Below are 19,797 nucleotides of genomic sequence, written 5' to 3'. Positions count from 1 at the left end.
GCAAACTCTGACAACTTAGCGGTTGATACAGGCCGCCCAACCACTGCTTGTCATGATGCGGTGCAGTGATCAGGTGAGCGCGGGCTCCGCCTGGCGTGCGTCGAGCTCAAGAAGCGAATCGTGAGTTGCGGCAGCCGTCAGCGCGTCGTTCTCTTCCTGGATCCGTACGAGCTCGGATTCCAGGTCCTGGACGCGCTGCTGGAGCCGTCGCATCTCGGCGAGGAGTCGCGGGTCGGAGCCGCCGACGTAACCGAGAAGCGCCTTTGCCATGATGGATGGTCCTCCACACTGAGTGACCGACCGAAGCGGTGTGGGTCGTGAGGGAATCGCACCCGCGATGCTTGACACACTCAAGGGTTGCTCTGCTGTTCTTCCATGCCAAACAGCTAAGGTGCGCGGGGTTTTCAGCGTCTCACCAAAATGTTTGACGGTCAACACGATCACGCCCCGTATTGGTGGGCGACCCGGGGGCGCGCGGCCCTGACCGGGCGGCGCTGCGGCTCCTGCGGGGCCTGACGGGACTGGCGATCATCCTTAGGTGCGGAGCCTGCCAGAGCGAGCCGTTCTTGGCAACCACCAGGCCGTTTCCCCTGTGGGCAGGTGCGGGTGGCATGTCCCCGCGCTTCCGCCAGGGCCGCTTTACACTTTTTCGGAGAATGTGCTCAGCGGATCGCGAAGCCGTCGTAGCCGCCGCGAGGTGTGTCCCAGATCTCGGTGACGCCGTCCACACGCCCGGGCGTGTCGTGCCCCTGGAGCCAGTCGAGGAGTCCTTCGCAGCCCTCGCGCGATCCCTCGGCGACCACTTGCACACGTCCGTCGCCCAAATTGAGAGCAAAACCACTCAGGCCCCCGATCTCCAGAGCCTTGGCACGGGTAAACCACCGAAAACCCACACCTTGCACACGCCCTCGCACCCAGGCGACCAACCGCGCATCCTCGCTCATGGCTGCAACCTAACCGGCCAATGTCTCTCCGGACACTTGCTCCCCACCCGCCATGCGGTACCGTCCGCCCCAATGAATCTCATATGAAACTCACTCGATCGAGTGAGCTGGGTCACCGCACGGACGAGTTGACCGCAAGGACGAAAGGCAAGGACATGGGACGCCACCGACGCTCCGCCGCCGGCCGCGCCGCCACGAGCCGCGCCACGGGGGTCACAGAGACGCACGGCTCATACACGAGCGGCTACGACCCGCACGACTCGTACGACTGGAACGACCGCGCCGACGGTTCCGGCTGGAACGCCGCCGACGGCTCGACGATCGGCATGGCTCCCTATCTGCACCCGGAGGGCCCCGCCGAGTTCCACCCGAACCGCCAGGCCCACACCGACCACCGGATGCACCCCGACAGCCAGGTCCGCGCGAACCGCGGGGGCGAGGCCGGCTACGAGGCCCCTCCGAAGTCGGAGGCCCGGCTGCGGGCCGAGAGCCGGCTGAAGTCCGACTCCCGGCTGAAGAGCGAGGCCTATCTCTTCGCCACCGAGGAGGACTACGCCGTGGTCTTCCCCGAGGCGGCCGCCTCCCGGGGCGACGGCTCACGCCCGGGCAACGGCCGTGGACGCCGCCGTAAGCGCAAGGCAGTGACACCTGTCAAGACGGGCCTGCTCGGGGTCTCCGCCGCCGTCGCCATCGGCACGGTCGCGGTTGCCGCGGGCGCCATGCCGGGGCTGGACAACTACAAGTTCGGCGGCGGCAACAACAGCGACAAGGTGCAGGCCGCGGGCTCCCCGTCCAACTCGGCGACCGAGCAGGGCGGCACCTCCGGCAGCGCGGAGTCCCGCGACTCCGGCTCCTCCACGAGCCGCGACGCGAACCGCCCGGCCTCCCCGTCGGCGGCTCCGACCAAGTCCGCCACGGCTCCCGCCACCAAGGCCCCGGCGAAGAAGCCGGCGGCCACCCCGACCGAGGAGCCGACGACCACGACTCCCTCGGCGAAGCCCACCCCGACGCCGACGCAGTCCGCCGACACTCCGGTGACGGTCTCCGCGGAGGCGGCCGCCGAGGCCGAGGTGCTCAAGCTCGTCAACGAGCAGCGCGCGATCGCCGGCTGCAGCCCGGTGGCCGCCAACAGCTCGCTGACCACGCTGGCCGAGAACTTCAGCCAGCAGATGGCCGACGAGGACTTCTTCGACCACACCGACCCCAGCGGGGCCACCCCGTGGGACCGGGCGGAGAAGCTCGGGATCACCAACCTCGGCGGCGAGAACATCGCCCGCGGCCAGGCGGACGCCGCCGCGGTGATGGAGGCCTGGATGAACAGCCCCGGCCACAAGGCCAACATCCTGAACTGCGACTTCAAGACCCTGGGCGTCGGTGTGCACTTGGGCGCCGGCGGTCCCTGGTGGACGCAGGACTTCGGGTACTAGTACGACGCCGACAGGCACCGGCAGGGAGCGCTAACCAACGGTTAGCGCTCCCTTCTGGTTAGCGCTGCGTTCGCGTACGCTGAGGAAATGGACAGCACCCAGGAGCGTACGGAGGAGCAGAACTACCCGTACAGCGTGTTCGCCAAGGCCTGCCCCTCCCGAGCCACCCTGGAGCACATCACGGGTCGCTGGGGCGGACTCACCCTGTGCGCGCTGCACGAGGGCTCGCTGCGCTTCAACGAGCTGCGGCGGCGCGTCGACGGCGTGAGCGAGAAGATGCTCTCCCAGACCCTGCACCAGCTGGAGCGCGACGGCCTCGTCCTCCGCGACGCCCAGCCGACGAACCCGCCCCGCGTGGACTACGAGCTGACCCCGCTCGGACGCGACGTCGCCGAACACCTGAAGGGACTCGTCGACTTCATGGAGAGCCGCATGGACGACGTCCTCGCTGCCCGCACGCGCTATGACGAGACGCGGGACGGCCGCTGACTCCTCGGCGCCCGCCGGCGCGCTGATGGACCCTGGACGGAAGCAGTGGCTATGTCATTGCCGGGTCATGTCGGGCGTACGGGTGTCCCCCGCCACCGGCGTCAGTCGCACAGGCTCGCCACCACCAGGCTGTCGAACGCCAGGCGGCCCGACTGGGACGCCGTGACCCGTACCACCGCGTCCTCGCCCGCGTCCTCGACGGGCAGTCGGGTCGCGGAGATCCGGCAGCGGAGGTCCAGTTCCACCGGGGCGTGGAAGGCGCTGCGCAGTTCCACGGGCAGGACGCGGTACGGGGCGCACGCGGCCTGGGTCGCCTGGCGGGCGGCCTCAAGGAGCAGCATGCCGGGGACCTGGTCCGTGGGGTGGTCGAACAGGACCGGGTGACTGGGATCGATCCGCAGCTCCCATTCGAGACCGCGGCGGGCCGAGGCCGAGCGGGGGATGCCCAGGACCACGTCCCGTTCGTCGAGGCGGCCGACGATCGGGGGTGGGACCGGGTCGGGCTGGGTGGGGAAGTCACCTGGTTCGACCGGGGAGTTGGGCCCGTCGCCGATGGGTGACACGCGTAGCGCCAGACGCGCCGCACCCGCGAAGATCTCGCCGCGCAGCAGGTCGGCCTCCAGCGTGAGCCCGGTCAGCGCGCCGGCCTGGCGCCGGACGTCCGTGGCGGAGACGTCCAGGCGTATCTCGGCGGGGCGGGGGCCGAGGAGGACGGCCCCGGGGACGATGGCGACGTCCAGCTCGGCGATGTCGCAGCGATGGTCCGCGGGCACGCCGTAGTACGTCTGCCCGAGCAGGACGGACGCCTGCCGCAGTGACTCCGCGGCGAGCAGCGGGTCGTGCCAGGAACCGGCGATGGGCGCGTAGAAGGTGTGACCGCGCGGCCACTGCGCGCCCAGCCGGAAGGTGTCGGGGCCCAGCCGCAGCCAGTCGGTGATCAGCACCTCGGCGATCGCGCTGCGGTCGACCAGGTGGCGCGGAGCGGTCCGCACGAATCGCAGATCGGCCTCGCCCCTGGCATACGGCGGTGAAGGAAGGATGCGGGAGGAATCGGTGACGGACACGCAGGTTGCCTTTCTGGTGGTCAACGATGCTGGGTCCTGTCACCACGTTCCCGTCGTCCGCCCGGAGGACGGGTCCTGCGGCGTCAGGTGCGTGCCCGGTGCGGCGAGTGGGGTTCCCCCCCCTCTGAGGGAGCGTGCATGACGCCGCAGGACAGACGGGAACATGGCGGGGCGAGGGACCGGGGCGGGCGGGTCAGGCGGCTGCGAGGGCGGTGAAGCGGCCGGCGTGGAAGACCAGTGGGCCCGCCTGCTCGGTCAGGGCTCCTTCGACGGCCTCGGCGATGACCAGCTCGTGGTCGCCCGCCGGGTGGATGGTGGCAATACGGCAGTCCAGCCAGCCAAGGCCGTCGGCCGGTATGGGATGCCCGGCCCGGGTCGACGCCCAGTCGCCCACGGCGAACCGGTCGGCACCCCTGGCGCTGAACAGGCGGCACAGCTCGGCGTGCTGGTCACCGAGGATGGTGACCGCGAAGCCGCCCGCCGCGCGGATGGCCGGCCAGGTGGTGGAGGTGTCCGCGGCGCAGAGGGCGACCAGCGGCGGGTCCAGGGACACGGACGTGAAGGAGTTCACCGCCATGCCCTTGGGGCCCTCGGCGGTGTGCGCGGTGACCAGCACCACTCCGGTGGTGAACCGGCCGAGGATGTCGCGGAACGAGCGCTGCTCCAGCATGAGTTGAATCCGTTCGCGTGAGGTGTGGGTGGGGCCCGGGGTGGGCCCGGGTGGGTCTCGACCGGGGGAGGGTGCCGGGCCGGAACGGGCGGGGGAACGAACATCCCGGCCCGACACCCGTCTTGGGGGGCGAATCGGAAGGCGGGGCCTTCCGCACGCCGGCCGGAACTACTTCGCGCGGCTCGCGATCGCCCAGTCCACGGCCTCCTGCGGACGCGCCGCCGAGCCCGTGATGCGCGGCGCGACATACCGGGCGAGCAGCTCCATGCTGCGGTTGGTGCGCTCGTAGGACGTCCAGTCGGCGACGTACACGAGGAGCGAGCCGAAGCCGCCGGTGATCTCCTGCAGCCGCTCGATGCCGCTGACCACGTCGTCGACCGAGCCGACCAGCGCGCCGCCGGCCTCGACACGGGCCTCAAGGGCGCGCTCGCGCGGGGTGTCCGGGCTGATCACCTCGCGCCCGGCCGCCTTGCCGAAGTACTCGAACAGCCAGCGGTCGTAGCCCTCGCGGACGTCCGCGAACGCCTCCTCGCGGGTCTCGGCGACATGCACCGGCAGGGCGATCCGCCACTTGTCGCGGTCCAGGGTCTGGCCGTGCTCGGCGGCGGACTCCTCCGCGTACTTCCACTGGTGGGCGAGGTTGATGTGCGCGGGGGCGCCAGGTGTGAGCAGGGCGAAGGGCAGCGCGAACGACGTCATGCTCAGGCCGTACTGGCCGATCAGGCTCGGGCTGGTCTTCGAGGTGCCGGAGGTGGCCACGGCCACCTCGATGCCCTGCGGGCTGAAGCGGGGCAACTGGAGCTTGGCCTCGTTGAGTTCGAACCAGTCGGTCTTCTGGTTGATCCGGCCCTCACCGTTGACGAGTTCGAGGACGGTGGGCAGCGCCTCCTCAAGACGGCGGCGCTGCACCGGCTGCTCCAGACCGAACATCTTCGCGTCGAACGGCACGCCCGGGCCGACGCCCAGGATGTAGCGGCCGCGGGTCAGGTGGTCGAGGTGTACGGCCCTGCTGGCCACGTGGAAGGGGTGGTGGCCGGAGAGCGGGACCACACCGTGGGCCAGCTTGATCTGGCTGGTGCGCTGCGAGGCGGCGGCGATCATCGTCTCGGGGGCGCCGACGAGGCCCCAGCCGAGCGTGTGGTGCTCGCCGAACCACGCCTCGTCGAAGTTGAGGTCGTCGGCCAGCTCGACGAGGTCGAGGTTCCGGCGTATCGCGAGATGCGGGTCCTGGCCGGTCTCGTGGACGGGCGAGAGGAAGAGTCCGATACGGCTGTGCACAGCGGGCCTCCGGGAAGCGAGCGCGAAATGGGTGAATTACCGTGAATGGGGCGCAAGTTGGGCGCGAGAACGAGCGAGAAGAGGTGCAGGGGGCGAACGGGGGCGAGTGGCCGGGAAGTCGGGCGGGGTGCGAGCCGGTTGTGGCGGGCTACGCGACCCGGTACACCGCGTCCTTCAGTGAGCGGACCTTCTCGTAGTCGGCCTCCAGGACGTGGTCGTCCGGGGCCGTGAGGAACACCTTCATCGAGCTGGTCATCAGGTCGACCGTGGGGCGGATGCGGGCGCCGGGCGCCAGTTTCACGCCGGCGAAGAACACGCTCTCCAGGCCGCGGATCTCGGCGACGGCGGTCTCGTCGACCGAGGCCACGACGCCGTCCAGCTCGGTCGGGGTGTTGTAGACGACCGCCGGCTGGAGCCTGCGGTAGACCCGGCCCGCGTACGCCGCCCGGAACTCGTCGGGCCGGGCGTACACCTGGGCCGTGAGCGCCGCCTGGTTGTGGCCCAGGCACACGTCGTGGAACGGGGCGTTGATGTTGCCGTTGAGCCGGGTGCCGATCTCGACCAGGACCGGGCCCTCGTCGGTGACGATGACCTCGGCGTGCGCCGGGCCCCACTGGACGCCGAGCGTGGCGAGCACCTCGTCGACGTACGCGGTCAGGGCGGGTACGGGGTCGGTGTCCGGGTCGGCGAGGAGGTCCCGGTTGTAGATGTTCTTGCCGGACGGCAGCAGCGTCTTCTCGTACTCCCACACCCCGCACACATAGCGCTCGCCGGCGCAGCTGACGGTGTCGACGATGTACTCGGTGCCCCTGAGGTAGGACTGCACGAGGATCTCGGTGTTCGCGCCGCCGAACATGTCCTGGGTGCCGAGCACCGCCTCGGCCGCCGTACGCACCGCTTCCGCGCTGTCGCAGACGACGACGCCCTCCGATCCCGCCGAGCTGAGCGGCTTCACCACCACCGGGTAACTGCCCCGCTCCTGCGCCCAGTCGACGATCTCGGCCGGGTCCGCGCTCTTGAACTGGCCCGCGCAGCGCACACCGGCCCTGCGCAGCGCCTCGATCATCTCGTACTTGTCGCGGCGGGCCCGGGACAGCGCCGAGCCGTTGGACGGCACACCGAGCGCCTCGCTGAGCCGGTCGGCGAGCCGGACGGCACCCTCCTGCCCGGGGACCACGCACAGCGGGCCGTACGGGCGCAGCAGTTCGACGAGTTCACTCTCGTCCGCGCAGATGATGTTGCGGGAGTACGCGGTCAGGTCCGGGGCCTGCATCGTCGGGTTGATCCGCGGGGTGCTCTGGACATGGACCACGTCCGCGCCGTACGCGGCGAAGGCGGCGGGGTAGAAGTTGCCGGCGGAGTAGCCGTCGACCACTACGGCGACGGGGCGGGTGCTGCTGGTCATGAACGGGCCTCCGACTCGATGAAGCGGGCCAGGCGGGCGATGCCCTCCCGCACGGCGGCGGGCGGCAGGTTGCTGAAGCCGAGGCGCAGCGCCCGCTCGCCGCCGCCCTCCAGGTGGAACATCCGCATCGGCGCCCAGGAGACGGCGAAGTCGCGCGCCGAGCGCCCCATCGCGGCCAGGTCCGCCTCGAACGGCACCTCGACGACGAGGAAGAAGCCGCCGCGCGGCCGGTTCCAGCGCACCCCGTGCTCGGCGTACCGCTCGGGCGGGAAGTGCTCGGCGAGGGCGTCGAGGGTCGCCGCGAGCCGCTCCTGGTACACGGCCGTCAACTCCCGCGTGGCGCTGCGCAGATCATGGTCGGCCTCGACGAGGACGCCGCCGATCGCGGCCTGCGAGAGCGAGGACGAGCCGACGCTGAACATCGCCTTCGCCGTGGACAGTTCGGCCGCGAGGGTGCGCCTGGTGCCGTCCTCGCCGACGACCTCGCGGTCGGCGACCAGATAGCCCAACCGGGCGCCGGGGAAAGCCGACTTGGCGAAGGAACCGAGGTAGACGACGTCGCCGCGGGTGTCCAGCGACTTCAGCGTCGGCAGCCGCTCGCCGTCCTTGGCGAAGAGCCCGTACGGGTTGTCCTCCAGGATGGTGAAGCCCTCCTCGGCGGCCAGCTCCAGCAATCGCCTGCGGGCGTCGACCGGGACGACCGTGCCCGACGGGTTGGAGAAGTCGGGGACCAGATAGAGCGCGGCGGGACGCCTGCCCTCGGCCCGCACGGCACGCACCGCGGCGGCCACGGCCTCGGGTTCGAGTCCGTTCGGGCCCTCGGTGACGGCCCTGACCGGGATGTCCAGCATGCGGGCGGCGCCCCGGATACCGACGTACGCGGGCGACACGGACAGCAGGACGTCGTCCGGGGAGTGGAACAGACCGCGCAGGGCGATCAGCGCGGCCTCCTGGAAGCCGTGCGTGATCATGATCGCGTCGGACGGGACGACGATGTCCTCGTCCCGGTCGAGCATCAGCGCGACCTCGTCCTGGATGAAGCCGTTGACGGGCCCGTACTGGAACATCAGGCGGGTGATGCGCTGTTCGGGCACGCCCCGCTCGCGCAGATGCGCCAGATAACGGTGCACGTACCGGGAGAGTTTGGCCAGGTCGTGCGTGCCGTCGTGGGGCGCGCCCGACGAGAACGACAGGGCGTCGGGGTACTTCATCGCCGTCTCGCTGAGCAGGCGCATCGAGTCCATGTCCGGATCCACGACGCCGGCGTGCAGTTCGTCCTGGCGGAGCGCGGTGTCTTGCTGAACTGGTGTGGCGAGCACGTCAGTCGGTCCTTCCGAGGAGTCTCTTGCGAGGGAGGGAGGGGAGTTCGAGAGGAGCGGGTCGGGTCGGTCAGGCCACGGGCCGGGCGTGTGCGGCGATCCAGGTGCCCTTGCCCGGCGCCCACTGGCGGATCCGGGTGCGGGCGACGATGCCGCCCCTGACGTAGGGCTCGGCGTCGAGGACCTCCTGCAACCGGGCGCGGTCCTCGGCCTCGTAGACCAGCAGCCCGCCGTTCAGGTCCTCCAGCGGACCGGCCAGCAGCAGGACACCGCGTTCGGTGAGGGTGCGCAGATAGTCGGTGTGGGCGGGGTGCAGGTCCTGCCGGCCCGCACGGTCGACGTTGTACGTGAACTCGACGACGAACTTCGCCATGGAAGCCTCCTTGGGCGTGCGGTCACGGTGGGTCGGGGCGGGGCTCACATGTAGAGGCCGCCGTTGATGTCGATCACGGAGCCGGTCGAGTAACCGGCGCTCTCGGAGCAGAGGTGCAGCACGCTGCCGACCGCCTCGGCGACCGAGCCGTAGCGGCCCATCGGCAGCCTGGACAGGACGGCCTCCCGCTGCGCCGGGTCGCGCCGCTCGAACGCGCCGGCCACCCGCTCGGTGGCGATCGGGCCGTGGGCGACGACGTTGAGGACGACACCGGTCGGCGCCAGCTCGTACGCCATCTGCTTGGTCATGCCGATGACGGCGGCCTTGGCGGCGACGTACGCGGCGTTGTTGAAGTGGCTGTACGTACGGCCGCCCGCCGAGGCGAAGTTGACGATGCGGCCGTAGCCGTCGGCGGCCATGCGCGGGGCGCAGACCTTCACCGCGATCCAGCTGCTGACAACGTTCTCCAGGAACGACTGGTCGAAGTGATCGGTCGTCAGATCCGCGTAGCCGATCACCCGGGTGTCCCCGCCGACTCCGTTGACCAGGATGGAGGGAGCGAACTGCGCGACGATGTCGGTGAGTCGGCGCTCGGCGGCCGCGATGTCGGTGATGTCACCGACGACGGTCTCGACCTTGGTGAGGGGCGCGAGCCGCTCGGCGAGCCGGTTCAGCGCGTCCTCGTCCCGGTCGAACAGAACGAGCGTGTGGCCCTCCTCGGCGAGTTCCAGGGCGACTTCGCGGAGGATGCCGCCGGCGGCGCCGACAAGGAGTGCGGTGCGCGGGGTAGGGACGGTCATTCGGGTCACCTTGTCTCTCGGGCGAGTGATTTCTCGGACGGGGTGGCGTTGCTGTCGGCGCCGGCCTGCCCGGCGCCGCTCTTCCCGGTACGGGCAAGGGAGTTGGAGTCTCCGCGCTCGAACCCGGCGAGCCGCGGCAGCAGGCAGAAGCCGAGGGTGACGACGGCGCCGAGGACCAGGACGGACGTCCACAGGGCCTCGTAACCATGGGAGTTGGCGACGGCGAGCCCCGCGGGACCGCCGACCACGAAGGCCGCGTTCCAGGCGAAGAAGTACGAGCCCTGGTAGCTCCCGCTGCGGCCCTCCGGTGCCCGGTCGGCGATGAAGGTCGCCGACATCGGAGCCCAGAAGACCTCGCCGAGCGTCCAGACGAGGGTGGCGACGGTGTACGAAACGATGCTGCCCGCAAGGGAGTTGCCGCTGAAGCCGATCGCGATCAGACCGCTCGCGATGACCAGGGGCACCTGGTCGCGCATGCCCTTGACGAACCGTGGTACCAGCGGCAGCAGGAGGACGGACAGTACGGCGTTGACGGCGAGGACGACTCCGATGTCCCCGGAGGTCAGCCCGCTCTCGCGCATGTCGAGTGGCAGCGCGGAGTTGACCTGGAGGTAGATGCACGCCAGCAGGAAGGTCAGGACGAGGAAGGCGACCAGGACGGGGGTGCGGAACGGTTCGGTGATGCCACGGGCCGCCGCCGCGAAGGCGGACGTACCGCCGGGCCGGCGACCGCGCGGCGGCAGCCGGTCGGCGGGCAGCGCGTACACCAGGGCCGCGTAGAGCAGACTGCCCGCCGCCCACACCACGAACAGGGCGCTCGGCCGGACCGCGAGCAGGAAGCCGGACAGGACGGGGCTCAGCGACATCCCGATGTTGAAGCCCACGAGGAAGAGGCTGTACGCCTTCGAGAACTGCTCCTGCGGAACGATCCCGGCGATCAGTCCGGCCACGGCGGGACGGTCGACCGCCGACAGGAAACCGGTGATCAGCGCGAGCACACAGAGCAGGAGCACGTGGTGGGCGTAGGCGAACAGCAGGGCCATCACGGCGGTGACGGGCTGGGCGGCGATGATCGTGCGGCGCGGCCCGATCAGATCCGCCACGGCCCCGCCGACCAGCCCCGACAGAACGATGCCGGCGCCGAACAGCCCTACGACGAGCGGAGTCGTACCGGGCGAGACCAGGCCCTCCTGCTCCAGATAGAGCACGAGGAAAGCGGGTGCGAGCGTCCCGAGGCGGCCGATGGTCTGCCCGCACCAGAACAGCCAGAACACTTTGGGCAGAGCCATCAGGAGCGTCCTGTCCGGGTGGGGGTGAGGGTATTCCGTACGGGCCGAGGTGCAGGTCGCGGCACAGGGTGCGGTACGGGGCGCGCCCGGCGGAGAGGCGGCTCGGCTGCCTGACCCGGCGCCCGTGACGCCCGTACCGCCCGTGACGCCCGCGCCGATCCGAACAACGCGGCGGGCCCCAGGGCGCCGTACGCGAAGGCCGCCGAGACCAGGGTCATGTGGTGGTGCCAGCCGGGATACGAGCGGCCCTCGAAGTCGCGCAGCCCGAGATCGTCCTCCAGCAGCTTCAGGGTGTCGGCGGCGGTGGGGTGCAGACGGGCCAGCGCGAGCGCCTCACGGGGCGGAGTGTCGACGAGATCGGTGAGCCAGATCCGCCCGCTGCCGGGTTCGGCCGACGGCCACTGGGCGAGCAGACGGAAGGCGCCGGGGATGCCGGGGAGCCGGACGGTTCCGGTGACGACCGGCGTGTGGGGCTGCCGGGCGTGCCGACGGGCGATGAGGTGGCGGGCGCTGACCGCGATGGCGGTACGGGGGTGGGGGACGGACCCGACGGACACCGCCGGGTCGGGCAGCACCGGCAGATCCCCGGGTACGGCCACCACGAACTGCCGCTGCCTGGCGGTGAGTCCGCGGATCAGCCGGGCGGGGTCGGCGATCCCGGTCAGGTCGGCGACGACCGGCGGTGCGTCCGGTCCATGAGGTCCGTGAGGTCCGTGAGGTCCGTGAGGTCCGTGAGGTCCGTCCGGGGAGTCGGCCAGGGCGCGGTCCAGATCGTCCACCAGGCTCAACGCCTGGTCGCAGGGCGAGTCCTGGGCGCCGGGCGTGGTGCCGGGGATGCGGGCCCTGCTGCGGACCCGCGGGTCCGCGGTCCACTCCCCGGGCAGCAGCAGCCGCCAGTCGACGGGGACGGTCGCCTCGCCGGCGGCGAGGAACGCCCCTATGCCGACCTGGCAGTTGACGGTCCGTCTGGCCTGCGGATCGAACCGCCGGTGCACCCCGCAGGAGCGGTCGCCCCGCTTCGGCAGCACCGCCGCGCTGATGAGGAGGGCGTGCGACCGGGCGCGGCGGGCGACCCAGCGGGCCAGCCCTGCGCGGACGGGCTCCCAGTCCCAGGGACTGGCGTTGACGAACTGGTGCAGCGCCTGCGACGCCGTACTGGACTCCGACACGGCCGCCGCCAGCGCCCGTACGGTCTTGCGGCCAGGGGTGATCAGCAGCCCCTGGGTGTAGGCCCGGGCCCATTTGCGCTGGTCGGCGCGGGGCAGCGGCCCGAAGACCTCCGTGACGAAGGCGTCGAGGGCGCCGGTCGCCGCTTCGAAGGTGCCGGTCGCGGCGCCCGGCCGACCGTACTGCCGTGGGGCCCGATATGTGCTCATGGTCATGAGCGGTGCGTCAGGCGCTGCGGAAACCGCCGTGGCCATGCCGCGTTCCTTCCTCTGGACTGTCCTGCCCGGCGGGCCCCGCCGTCCGGGGCCCGCCCTCAAAAAAATAGAGAACGAACTCTTTGTTTTCAATGCGATCGCCTTCCCGTCTTCACGACTTCGGGGAGTCTGAACGGCCGTACTGCTCCGACCTGCTATTTCTTCACAGGCCCGCGAAAAGAATCACCGGCTCGCGGACATCAGGACGGCCTCGCGCACCGCACGTTCCGCCGCGGCGGCCAGTCGCGCCGGGCCCTTGGAGCCGGTGGAGAGCGCCACGGTGAGTGCGCCCATGAACGACGACAGGTGCAGCGTGCCGCCCGGCGGAGCGTCGCCGCGGGCCGCGACCGTACGGAATTCCGTGAGCCGGGCGGTGTGCGGGCCGAGGGCCGCGTCCACCGAGCCGATGTCGGTGACCCGGATCTCCGGCGCCCCGCCGCCCGCGGCCTCGCGCTCGACGGACTGCCGGATCCGGGCGTGTGCGCGCCGCGCCGGACGCCAGGCGTAAGCGGCCGACCGGAGTGCCGCCGCGTTCTCGCGGGCCCGGTCCACCTGGTCGTTGGCGCCGGTCCCGGTCCGTGCCGGTGTCCGGACCAGGCCCAGCACGCAGCCCGGCTCGGTGATCAGTGAGCGCTCGGCGTACCGGCGGCGCAGGGACACCGCCGTGGACACCGTGACCTCCTCGCGGCCGGTCTCCCGGGCGAGCGCGTCGGCGAGCCCGGTAGCGAGCAGCCCGCCCACCGTCAACTCCCGTGCCCGGCACCAGTTCCGCAGCCGCCGGCTCTCTCGCGGTGTGAGGGTGAAGGTCACGGGGCTGCCGGCCGATGCCGTCAGACGTGCGCTGTACGAGCACGGGGACCGGCGGGCCTGCGGGGTGCGAGGGGGACGCATGTCCCCGCTCGCGTAGGTGAGTTCGTCGATGTCGGGCGGCAGGGGGTCCGCGCCCGGGCGGAACCCGTCCCCGCCCGGGACACCGAACAGGCCGTCCAGGAAGGCCCGTACGAGCTGACCGGTCGAGTATCCGTCGCAGATCGCGTGATGACAGGTGAAGGCGAAGCGTGTCGCCGCCGGACCGTGCCCGACCCGCAGGCGCCACAACCGGCCCTCGGGGGAAGGTGCTTCGGGGGTCTCCCGGCGGAACCAGAGGCTGCCGTCCAGGTCCGCGATGCGCAAGGACAGCAGCGGGAGGCGGCGCAGCCACAGCTCCACCGCCCGCTCCACCCGCTCCGGGGAGAACGCCGCGTTCACCGTGAACTCCGTGGTGAGCTGTGTGTTCCCGCCCATGAGCGCGTGGGTGTAGGCGAAGATCGCCTCGGTGTCGCTGAGCCTGCGCACACCCTCGTCGCCGTTCACGACCCCTCGCGGGCGGCGGGCTCGGGTGCCGTGAGCGAAGGACACCGCACGGTGTTCGCGAGGGTGACGCCGTGGCTGGTGAACTCCAGGGTGACGCGGTCCCCGTCCGCCATCTCGTGTCCGCCGTGGAAGCTGCTGCGGTCGGCGCCGATGTAGACGTAGTGCACGCGGCCGGGGGTGCGCAGGGTGTCGTAGGAGAAGAGCTCGGACATCATGCCGTCGAGGCCGTAGTGCAGGGCCTTGGTCCCGGTGGTGAACTCGCCCTTCCAGACCGCCCCTTCGGCTCCCTCCCGCCGGATCGTCACGCGTCCGGTGACATGCCGGGGCGGGGCGTCGAGAAACAGCCACGGCGCCACGGCCGCGTCGCAGAGCTTGGCGTACGAGAGGTGTCCCCGGTGCCGCCGGAAGCGCCCGATGTCGGTGAGATCGTTGCCGAAGGTGTAGCCGGCGTAGTGGAGTTCGCCGTCCCCGTCGGTGACGTGCACGAGGACGATCTCCGCCTCCTCGCACAGGGCGACGGAACCGGCCGGCGCGCGCAGGTCCTCCCCCGGGAGCTTCAGCGTGTCGCCAAGTCCCTTGACGAACCAGTTGGGTTGGGCCGGGGTGTCCGCCTCCAGTTTGACGTTGTGGGTCTGCATGAAACCGCTGACCATGGCGTCGCCCGTGTGGTCGGGCAGCAGCGGGGGGCGCATCCGTACGGCCTCGCGGTCCTCGGCCGGGACGGTCACCTCCCCGGGCAGGTCGGAGAGGGCCGCGGCGAGCGCGGCGGGGTCGCCGCCCGCGTCCACGACCAGCGTCCGGAGGTCCCTCCCGCCGAGCGGTCGCAGCCGCAACGGCGCGCCGTCGGCGGGGAGTTCGAGGCCGACGTGACGGCGGCCCCGGTAGGTGCACTCGAAGAGTACGGGCATGACGGTTCCCTTCCTGGACATGCGCAGGGGTGAGTGATGTGGAGACAGGGCAGGTCAGAGGTCCCGAACGGCCCAGCGTTCCGCCGCCGGGGTGAGGCTCAGGCCCCAGCCGGGGCCGCCCGCGGGGACCAGCACGTTGGCGTCCCGGTCGACGGCCGGGCGCGGGGCGACGATCATCTGCGGGAAGAAGCGGTCGGACTGTCCCGCCTCGACCGTCATGGCGTCCCGGTGGCGGAAGGCCAGCGCCCGGCCCGCGTTGATGAGCGGGCCCACCTCGGCGACCTGGACACCGATCTGGAACCGGACGCCGTTCCGCCGCGCATGGGCGACGAGTTCGGCGGCCGGCAGCGGACCGCCGTTCTTCGACACCCGCACGTTGAACGCGTCGCACGCCCCGGACCTGACCGCCTTCCGCGCGTCCCGGTCCGTGCACACCGACTCGTCGAGCATGACCCGCAGACCGCCACGGCAGCGCAGCTCCCGCAGTGCCTCCCAGGAGCCCTTGGCCAGCGGCTCCTCGACCCAGTCGGCGCCGGCCTCGCGCAGACAACGCGCCTGGGACAGCGCGGTGTCGGGCGTCCAGCTCATGTTGGCGTCGACCATGACGGGCACGTCGTCCCCGAGCCGCTCGCGGACCGTCCGTACCGTACGGGCGTCGTGTTCCGTGTCGTCCGACGCCTTGATCTTCACGAAGTGGAACGGGCCCCGGGTGGCCAGGAACTCCTCGGCGCCCAGGCTGAGATCGAGCACCTGGGAGACGGGCAGGGACCGTGGTGCGGGTCCGGTCGCCTCGCCGCCGGGCAGCAACTGCCGTGCGTCCAGGCCCAGTCGGTGCCCGATCCAGTCCAGGACCGCGGTCTCGATGAGACAGCGCAGATTGTTGCCGCCGTCGATCCCGAAGACACGGGCGAAGCCGTCCCGGTGCAGAAGTGCGAGCAACTGCCGGGGCCGTACGTCGGTCAGCCGCGCGAACAGGGCGTCGAAGTCGACCTTTTCGAGCTGCGCCCGTACGCCGTCGCAGGTCTCGCCGGTGACGTAGGGACGCGGCGCGCACTCGCCGAGGCCGCGCACGCCGTCGTCCGTCGTCAGGCCGAGGACCAGACTGTCGGAGGTGCGGCGGCGGGCTGCGGGATGGTCGAACGGCGTCCGCATGGGCAGTTCGACGCGGTACAGGCGGGCCCGCGCGCCGCCGGTGAACGGGCCGTCAGAAGCCACGGTTCAGCCCCTGGAGCAGGGTGTACGTCGACGTCCAGTCGACGAGCGAGTCGCTGACGTCGGTGTAGAAGAGGTAGTGCCGGTCGGTGGGGAACTTGATGATCGCCCCGCGCTCGGACATCAGGTCCTGGAACACCCCGTGCGCCGCGTCCAGATCGACGATCGGGTCGGTCATGCCGGACACGAAGGTGGCCGTGACCGGCGCGAGGGCACGCCGGGGCGCCAGGTAACGCCGCTCCAGTTCCAGCAGCACGGCCCGCGAGCGGCGCGTCAACTGCCGTACGGCCAGGTCGTCATGGTCGATGAAGTGCCGGTACTTGGCCTCGTCGGTGAAGTCGGCGGACCGGAGCCCGGCGTCCCAGGGCGCGCCGCCGGTCTCCCCGGCGAGCGCCCGGAGTTCGTCGGCGCCGAGGGTCGCGTGCAGCCGGCCCAGCCAGGACGAGCAGAACACGGCCGCGTCGTACCGGGTGGTGAACGACTCGTGGTGCATCAGGGCCGCCATGAAGGAACCGCCCAGGCAGTGCCCGAACAGCGAGAGCGGTACGGAGTCGCCGATCATCCCGCGGACGAAGGCGACGGCGTTCGCGTAGTCGTCGAGGATGGTGTCGGCGTCCGGTATCTCGTGCCGCGGGCCCGCGCTGATGCCGCTGCCGCGCCGGTCGAGCACGAAGAGCGCGATGTCGTTGTCGGCGAACCGGGGTCCCACTTCCCACAGCCACCCGGCGTGGCTCTGCAGTCCGTGGAAGTAGAAGACGGCTCCCTTGATCCGCTCCGGACGCCATACGTGCAGCGCCAACTCGGTGCCACCGGACGTCAGTTGGACGATCTCCCGACGGGTGTTCTGCGGGGGCCTGAGGGTCTCGATCATGTCCCGTACTCCTTGTCGCTTCTCTTGGTCTTCCGGGGAATCCCTGATCGCCCGCCATCTGCCGGACGGGCGGGGCGTGTTCAGCTGCCGGTGATCGCGGCGACGAAGTCGATGTCCCGCTGGAACGGCTTGTACTTGTACTGGGTGGCGTTGCCCTGCTGTCGCCGCGACTCGACATACGCGGCGATCGCGCCCTGCGGCACGGTCACCACCCGCATGCCGCCGAGCCGGCCGCTGTCCCGCTTCGAGGCGTACTCGATGTTGATCACGGACAGTTCGCGGTCCACCCCGGCGGACAGTTCCCGGTCCAACTCGGGCGAGGGGTCCGGGACTTCGGCGGCGACGACGTAGTACGGCAGCTCGGCCCAGCGCGGGCCGCACATGTAGAGGCCGGTGTCGAGATCGCTCGCCGCCAGGCCCTGCTGGATGGCCTGGGTGACCTGGCCCTCGGTGATCTTCTCGCCGGTGAAGGAGTGGAAGACGCCGTCGCGGTGGGTGAAGTGGATCCAGGGCGTGCCGTCCACGATCCGGTCGACGCGGTAGATGTCACCGGTCCACAGCCGGTAGAGCCCGTTCCCCTGCGACATGATCAGGTGGTAGTCGCGGCCCGCCTCGACCTCGTCGAACAGCAGGGTGTCGATCCGCTCGCCGGCCTCCACCAGCGCGCCCAGCGGCACATCGGCGGGGACGAACTCGAAGTAGGCCTGGCTGACGGCGAGCGGCTGGCTGTCCAGCGTGTCGTCGACGGGGATCGTGGTGACGCCCTCCGTGCCGCAGCTCATGAACGGCAGCTTGTCGACGCCCGGCAGCACGGCGTCCAGACGCGGCCGGTACAACTCCGCGGAGGCCGACAGCCAGCAGCTGTACAGGGTCAGCGAGGGCCATACGTCGACCAGGCTGAACCCGTCCCGCGCCAGGGCCTGTTCGAGGTGCCGGGCGGCCTTCTCGTCGGGTTCGGTCCACGGCCGGCCCTGGAGCGTGCCGTCGCGCAGATCGCGTACCAGCTCCTCCCCGTGGTCGGCGATCAGATCACGCAGCGAGACCAGGGTGCTCGGGTTGATGGCCGAGATGTAGTGCAGATCGCGGCCGACGAGGTGCCGGATGCGGTGGTACATCCGCCCGGCGTGCGAGGCGGGTGTGTCCGGGCCGAACCACGGGGACCGGTACCACGGCGGGCTCCAGTCCCGGCTGTTGATCTGCGGGTGCCGGTTGCTGATCGCCTGGTGCTCCACACCGTGCACGAAGTCGTACACGTCCTCCCGGACCGTCTGGGTGTCGAGGGTGGCGAAGGGGTGCGCGAGGATCTCCGGGTGGTGCTCCAGATACGTGCCCCACATCGCCTTCATGGCCGGAATCCGGTAGGTCAACAGCCAGTGCAGCGTGTACGGGACGCGCTTGGGTGTGCCCGTCGTCCCGCTGGTCTTGAGCCAGCGCAGCACCGGGCTGCACGACAGGACACCGCCCTTGGTGCGGGTCTCCCGGTCGATCTCGTCGACGAAGTCGCCGTACCGCATGACCGGCAGGACCGAGCGGAAGCTGTCCGGGTCGACGGCGACCCGGGTGTACCCCCGCTCCTTCCAGTGCAGCGAGCCGGCGCCGATGTGGATGAGGTCGTCGAGCACCCGGGCCTGGGCGGTGCGCGGGTCCTTCAGATCGGCGAGCAGGGTCTCGCGAGCCTGACGGCACTCCTCGATGAAGGGGGCGCGCCGGCTGTCCCAGTACTGCTGCCACTGCGGGGGCTCGGCGGCTGTGTCCGTCGATTCCGTCGATTCCGTTGATTCCAGGGCGGTTGCCACGGTTCGTCTCCTCAAGTGGATTGCTCAAGTGGGTTGCCGACGGGCCGTTCTCGGGCATGCGTCGGCACCGCGCGGCGGGTGCCGGACGGTGGGGTGGTCGAGAGATAAAGGTGACGGGGAGGGAGAGCGGGGAGGGCTCAGTCGCGGGGCGTGCCGGTCTCCCCGGCCGCAAGTGCGGCGAGTTCGGAAAGGTCGTACAGCGCCTGCCTCTTGGTGCCGTAGCGGGTCACTTTGCCGCGCCTGGCCCACTGGCGGATGGTGCCCTCCTGCACACCGAGGGCCAGTGCGGCCAACGAGGTCGGGACGCGCCTGGTGCGGCCGTCGGTGGTCATGCCGTCTCCTTCGTCGTGGTCGTACGCTCCTTCAGCACCAGCCACTGACGGGGCGTCAGAATGTGTCCGGCCTCGCACATCGGGCCGCGCAGGACCAGGTCGTCGCCGCCCCGGCCCGGCAGCGACACCTCGGCGTCGCAGCCCGGCTCGACGCAGCGGCCCAGCGGCACGAGGTCGGCCTTCGGCTCCGCGGCGAGGGCCCGCAGGGCCGCCGCCGCGCCCGCGATCTCGTCGGCGGCGGCGCCCGCGGCGGGGTGGGCGGCCAGCAGGCCGACGTGCCGGCCGAGGAAGGCGGCCAGGTCGGCGACGGTCCGGCGGGGCGGGGCCGGGGCCGGGGCCCGCGCGCCGTCGGCCTCGTCGAGCACCAGCCGGGTCCAGGAGGCCAGACGTACGACGACGTCGTGCCGCACCTCAAGTGCCTTGTCGCTGACGGGCGGTGGGCACGACCGGCTGCCGGTGACGCGGGGCACGAGCCCACCGCCCGAGACCGGCGCCAGGTCCTGCTCGCTCTCGCGGTGCAGGCCGGGCAGCGCGGCCAGGTCGGCCCCCAGGGCCCGTTTGCAGGCCGCGCAGAGCCGGGCGCCGGGAGCGGCGGGCCGGCGGGCCAGTCGGCCGGTGCGGGCCGCCCGACGGCAGCGGGTCGACGCGCAGGGCGCGGGTGTCGGAGGGGAGGAGGTGCGGGGCGAGGGGGTTCGGTCGGCCATGGTCGGCTCACCTTCGGGAAAACGGGTTCGGGGCAAGGGGGCCTGCGGGGAACGCCGGTTCTTGGGCAACAAAAAAGCGCCGCACGACGGCGACGCGGTGGCAGTTCGAAGGCTCCTCGAAGAGGGCAGACTGCCTCGCGAA

20 protein-coding genes are annotated in these 19,797 nt (G+C 71.2%); 2 read left to right on the top strand and 18 right to left on the bottom strand.

All coding sequences use genetic code 11. The annotated features are described in order from the left end of the window. Nucleotides 1–69: 69 nt before the first annotated feature. Together ACIBJH_RS14765 and ACIBJH_RS14760 are read right to left on the bottom strand one after the other, a co-directional pair. The gene (locus ACIBJH_RS14765; RefSeq protein WP_019068749.1) at nt 70–270 is read right to left on the bottom strand and encodes a hypothetical protein; all 201 of its coding nucleotides are present in this window, start codon (nt 268–270) and stop codon (nt 70–72) included. A gap of 392 nt (nt 271–662) precedes the next feature. After that, nucleotides 663–944 carry an acylphosphatase gene (locus tag ACIBJH_RS14760; RefSeq protein WP_399117211.1) on the bottom strand — a complete coding sequence of 94 codons (282 nt, stop codon included), beginning with the start codon at nt 942–944 and terminating at the stop codon, nt 663–665. Between the two features lie 155 nt (nt 945–1,099). Here ACIBJH_RS14760 and ACIBJH_RS14755 point away from each other — a divergent pair, with 155 nt between their 5' ends. Further along, nucleotides 1,100–2,371, top strand: coding sequence for a CAP domain-containing protein (locus ACIBJH_RS14755; protein ID WP_399117210.1), 1,272 nt, complete (start codon nt 1,100–1,102; stop codon nt 2,369–2,371). An 87-nt stretch (nt 2,372–2,458) separates the two neighbouring features. Further along, nucleotides 2,459–2,860, top strand: a complete 402-nt coding sequence (locus ACIBJH_RS14750; protein WP_399117209.1) for a winged helix-turn-helix transcriptional regulator — start codon at nt 2,459–2,461, stop codon at nt 2,858–2,860. A gap of 101 nt (nt 2,861–2,961) precedes the next feature. On the opposite strand, the gene ACIBJH_RS14745 is transcribed toward ACIBJH_RS14750, so the two are convergent. From ACIBJH_RS14745 to ACIBJH_RS14670, 16 genes are all read right to left on the bottom strand, one after another. After that, nucleotides 2,962–3,924, bottom strand: a complete 963-nt coding sequence (locus tag ACIBJH_RS14745; RefSeq protein ID WP_399117208.1) for a ScbA/BarX family gamma-butyrolactone biosynthesis protein — start codon at nt 3,922–3,924, stop codon at nt 2,962–2,964. Between the two features lie 193 nt (nt 3,925–4,117). Continuing rightward, on the bottom strand, nt 4,118–4,594 hold the full coding sequence (locus ACIBJH_RS14740) for a flavin reductase family protein (RefSeq protein WP_399117207.1): 477 nt from the start codon (nt 4,592–4,594) through the stop codon (nt 4,118–4,120). A 168-nt stretch (nt 4,595–4,762) separates the two neighbouring features. Beyond that, nucleotides 4,763–5,872, bottom strand: a complete 1,110-nt coding sequence (locus ACIBJH_RS14735; protein ID WP_399117206.1) for an LLM class flavin-dependent oxidoreductase — start codon at nt 5,870–5,872, stop codon at nt 4,763–4,765. A gap of 148 nt (nt 5,873–6,020) precedes the next feature. Then, nucleotides 6,021–7,277, bottom strand: coding sequence for an ATP-grasp domain-containing protein (locus ACIBJH_RS14730; protein WP_399117205.1), 1,257 nt, complete (start codon nt 7,275–7,277; stop codon nt 6,021–6,023). Continuing rightward, nucleotides 7,274–8,596 carry a PLP-dependent aminotransferase family protein gene (locus ACIBJH_RS14725; RefSeq protein WP_399117204.1) on the bottom strand — a complete coding sequence of 441 codons (1,323 nt, stop codon included), beginning with the start codon at nt 8,594–8,596 and terminating at the stop codon, nt 7,274–7,276. The genes ACIBJH_RS14730 and ACIBJH_RS14725 overlap by 4 nt, the downstream gene beginning before the upstream one ends. A 70-nt stretch (nt 8,597–8,666) precedes the next feature. Further along, nucleotides 8,667–8,969 (bottom strand): YciI family protein, encoded by a 303-nt coding sequence (locus ACIBJH_RS14720; RefSeq protein ID WP_399117203.1) that lies wholly within the window; start codon nt 8,967–8,969, stop codon nt 8,667–8,669. Between the two features lie 44 nt (nt 8,970–9,013). Beyond that, a complete protein-coding gene (locus tag ACIBJH_RS14715) occupies nt 9,014–9,769 on the bottom strand; it encodes an SDR family NAD(P)-dependent oxidoreductase (RefSeq protein WP_399117202.1) in 756 nt (251 codons plus the stop codon). Between the two features lie 5 nt (nt 9,770–9,774). Further along, the gene (locus ACIBJH_RS14710; RefSeq protein ID WP_399117201.1) at nt 9,775–11,058 is read right to left on the bottom strand and encodes an MFS transporter; all 1,284 of its coding nucleotides are present in this window, start codon (nt 11,056–11,058) and stop codon (nt 9,775–9,777) included. After that, the gene (locus tag ACIBJH_RS14705; protein ID WP_399117200.1) at nt 11,058–12,440 is read right to left on the bottom strand and encodes an IS701 family transposase; all 1,383 of its coding nucleotides are present in this window, start codon (nt 12,438–12,440) and stop codon (nt 11,058–11,060) included. Before ACIBJH_RS14705 ends, ACIBJH_RS14710 begins: the two co-directional genes overlap by 1 nt. Before the next feature lie 222 nt (nt 12,441–12,662). Next, nucleotides 12,663–13,832 carry a hypothetical protein gene (locus ACIBJH_RS14700; protein ID WP_399117199.1) on the bottom strand — a complete coding sequence of 390 codons (1,170 nt, stop codon included), beginning with the start codon at nt 13,830–13,832 and terminating at the stop codon, nt 12,663–12,665. Beyond that, the gene (locus ACIBJH_RS14695) at nt 13,829–14,740 is read right to left on the bottom strand and encodes an FAH family protein (RefSeq protein WP_399117198.1); all 912 of its coding nucleotides are present in this window, start codon (nt 14,738–14,740) and stop codon (nt 13,829–13,831) included. The genes ACIBJH_RS14700 and ACIBJH_RS14695 overlap by 4 nt, the downstream gene beginning before the upstream one ends. A 54-nt stretch (nt 14,741–14,794) precedes the next feature. Beyond that, nucleotides 14,795–15,955: a mandelate racemase/muconate lactonizing enzyme family protein gene (locus tag ACIBJH_RS14690; RefSeq protein WP_399117196.1), complete on the bottom strand. Its 1,161-nt coding sequence runs from the start codon at nt 15,953–15,955 to the stop codon at nt 14,795–14,797. Beyond that, nucleotides 15,945–16,823: an alpha/beta hydrolase gene (locus tag ACIBJH_RS14685; RefSeq protein WP_399117195.1), complete on the bottom strand. Its 879-nt coding sequence runs from the start codon at nt 16,821–16,823 to the stop codon at nt 15,945–15,947. Before ACIBJH_RS14685 ends, ACIBJH_RS14690 begins: the two co-directional genes overlap by 11 nt. A gap of 80 nt (nt 16,824–16,903) precedes the next feature. Further along, on the bottom strand, nt 16,904–18,619 hold the full coding sequence (locus tag ACIBJH_RS14680) for a GH3 auxin-responsive promoter family protein (protein WP_399117194.1): 1,716 nt from the start codon (nt 18,617–18,619) through the stop codon (nt 16,904–16,906). 137 nt (nt 18,620–18,756) lie between these two features. After that, complete coding sequence (locus ACIBJH_RS14675) at nt 18,757–18,951, bottom strand: hypothetical protein (RefSeq protein WP_399117192.1); 195 nt, start codon at nt 18,949–18,951, stop codon at nt 18,757–18,759. Then, nucleotides 18,948–19,655: a hypothetical protein gene (locus ACIBJH_RS14670; RefSeq protein WP_399117191.1), complete on the bottom strand. Its 708-nt coding sequence runs from the start codon at nt 19,653–19,655 to the stop codon at nt 18,948–18,950. The genes ACIBJH_RS14675 and ACIBJH_RS14670 overlap by 4 nt, the downstream gene beginning before the upstream one ends. Nucleotides 19,656–19,797 lie beyond the last annotated feature (142 nt).

Origin of the sequence: Streptomyces sp. NPDC050548, from assembly GCF_044457385.1 — a bacterium.
Taxonomy (GTDB): Bacteria; Actinomycetota; Actinomycetes; order Streptomycetales; family Streptomycetaceae; genus Streptomyces.
The sequence above is the reverse complement of the archived record's forward strand: the minus strand, read 5'-3'. Positions and strand labels throughout refer to the sequence as shown.

Coding starts and splice junctions, on each gene's coding strand:
- ACIBJH_RS14705 (WP_399117200.1), bottom strand. CDS start 12,440: ATGACCATGAGCACATATCGGGCCCCACGGCAGTACGGTCGGCCGGGC.
- ACIBJH_RS14670 (WP_399117191.1), bottom strand. CDS start 19,655: ATGGCCGACCGAACCCCCTCGCCCCGCACCTCCTCCCCTCCGACACCC.
- ACIBJH_RS14710 (WP_399117201.1), bottom strand. CDS start 11,058: ATGGCTCTGCCCAAAGTGTTCTGGCTGTTCTGGTGCGGGCAGACCATC.
- ACIBJH_RS14765 (WP_019068749.1), bottom strand. CDS start 270: ATGGCAAAGGCGCTTCTCGGTTACGTCGGCGGCTCCGACCCGCGACTC.
- ACIBJH_RS14760 (WP_399117211.1), bottom strand. CDS start 944: ATGAGCGAGGATGCGCGGTTGGTCGCCTGGGTGCGAGGGCGTGTGCAA.
- ACIBJH_RS14750 (WP_399117209.1), top strand. CDS start 2,459: ATGGACAGCACCCAGGAGCGTACGGAGGAGCAGAACTACCCGTACAGC.
- ACIBJH_RS14715 (WP_399117202.1), bottom strand. CDS start 9,769: ATGACCGTCCCTACCCCGCGCACCGCACTCCTTGTCGGCGCCGCCGGC.
- ACIBJH_RS14740 (WP_399117207.1), bottom strand. CDS start 4,594: ATGCTGGAGCAGCGCTCGTTCCGCGACATCCTCGGCCGGTTCACCACC.
- ACIBJH_RS14720 (WP_399117203.1), bottom strand. CDS start 8,969: ATGGCGAAGTTCGTCGTCGAGTTCACGTACAACGTCGACCGTGCGGGC.
- ACIBJH_RS14675 (WP_399117192.1), bottom strand. CDS start 18,951: ATGACCACCGACGGCCGCACCAGGCGCGTCCCGACCTCGTTGGCCGCA.
- ACIBJH_RS14730 (WP_399117205.1), bottom strand. CDS start 7,277: ATGACCAGCAGCACCCGCCCCGTCGCCGTAGTGGTCGACGGCTACTCC.
- ACIBJH_RS14755 (WP_399117210.1), top strand. CDS start 1,100: ATGGGACGCCACCGACGCTCCGCCGCCGGCCGCGCCGCCACGAGCCGC.
- ACIBJH_RS14685 (WP_399117195.1), bottom strand. CDS start 16,823: ATGATCGAGACCCTCAGGCCCCCGCAGAACACCCGTCGGGAGATCGTC.
- ACIBJH_RS14695 (WP_399117198.1), bottom strand. CDS start 14,740: ATGCCCGTACTCTTCGAGTGCACCTACCGGGGCCGCCGTCACGTCGGC.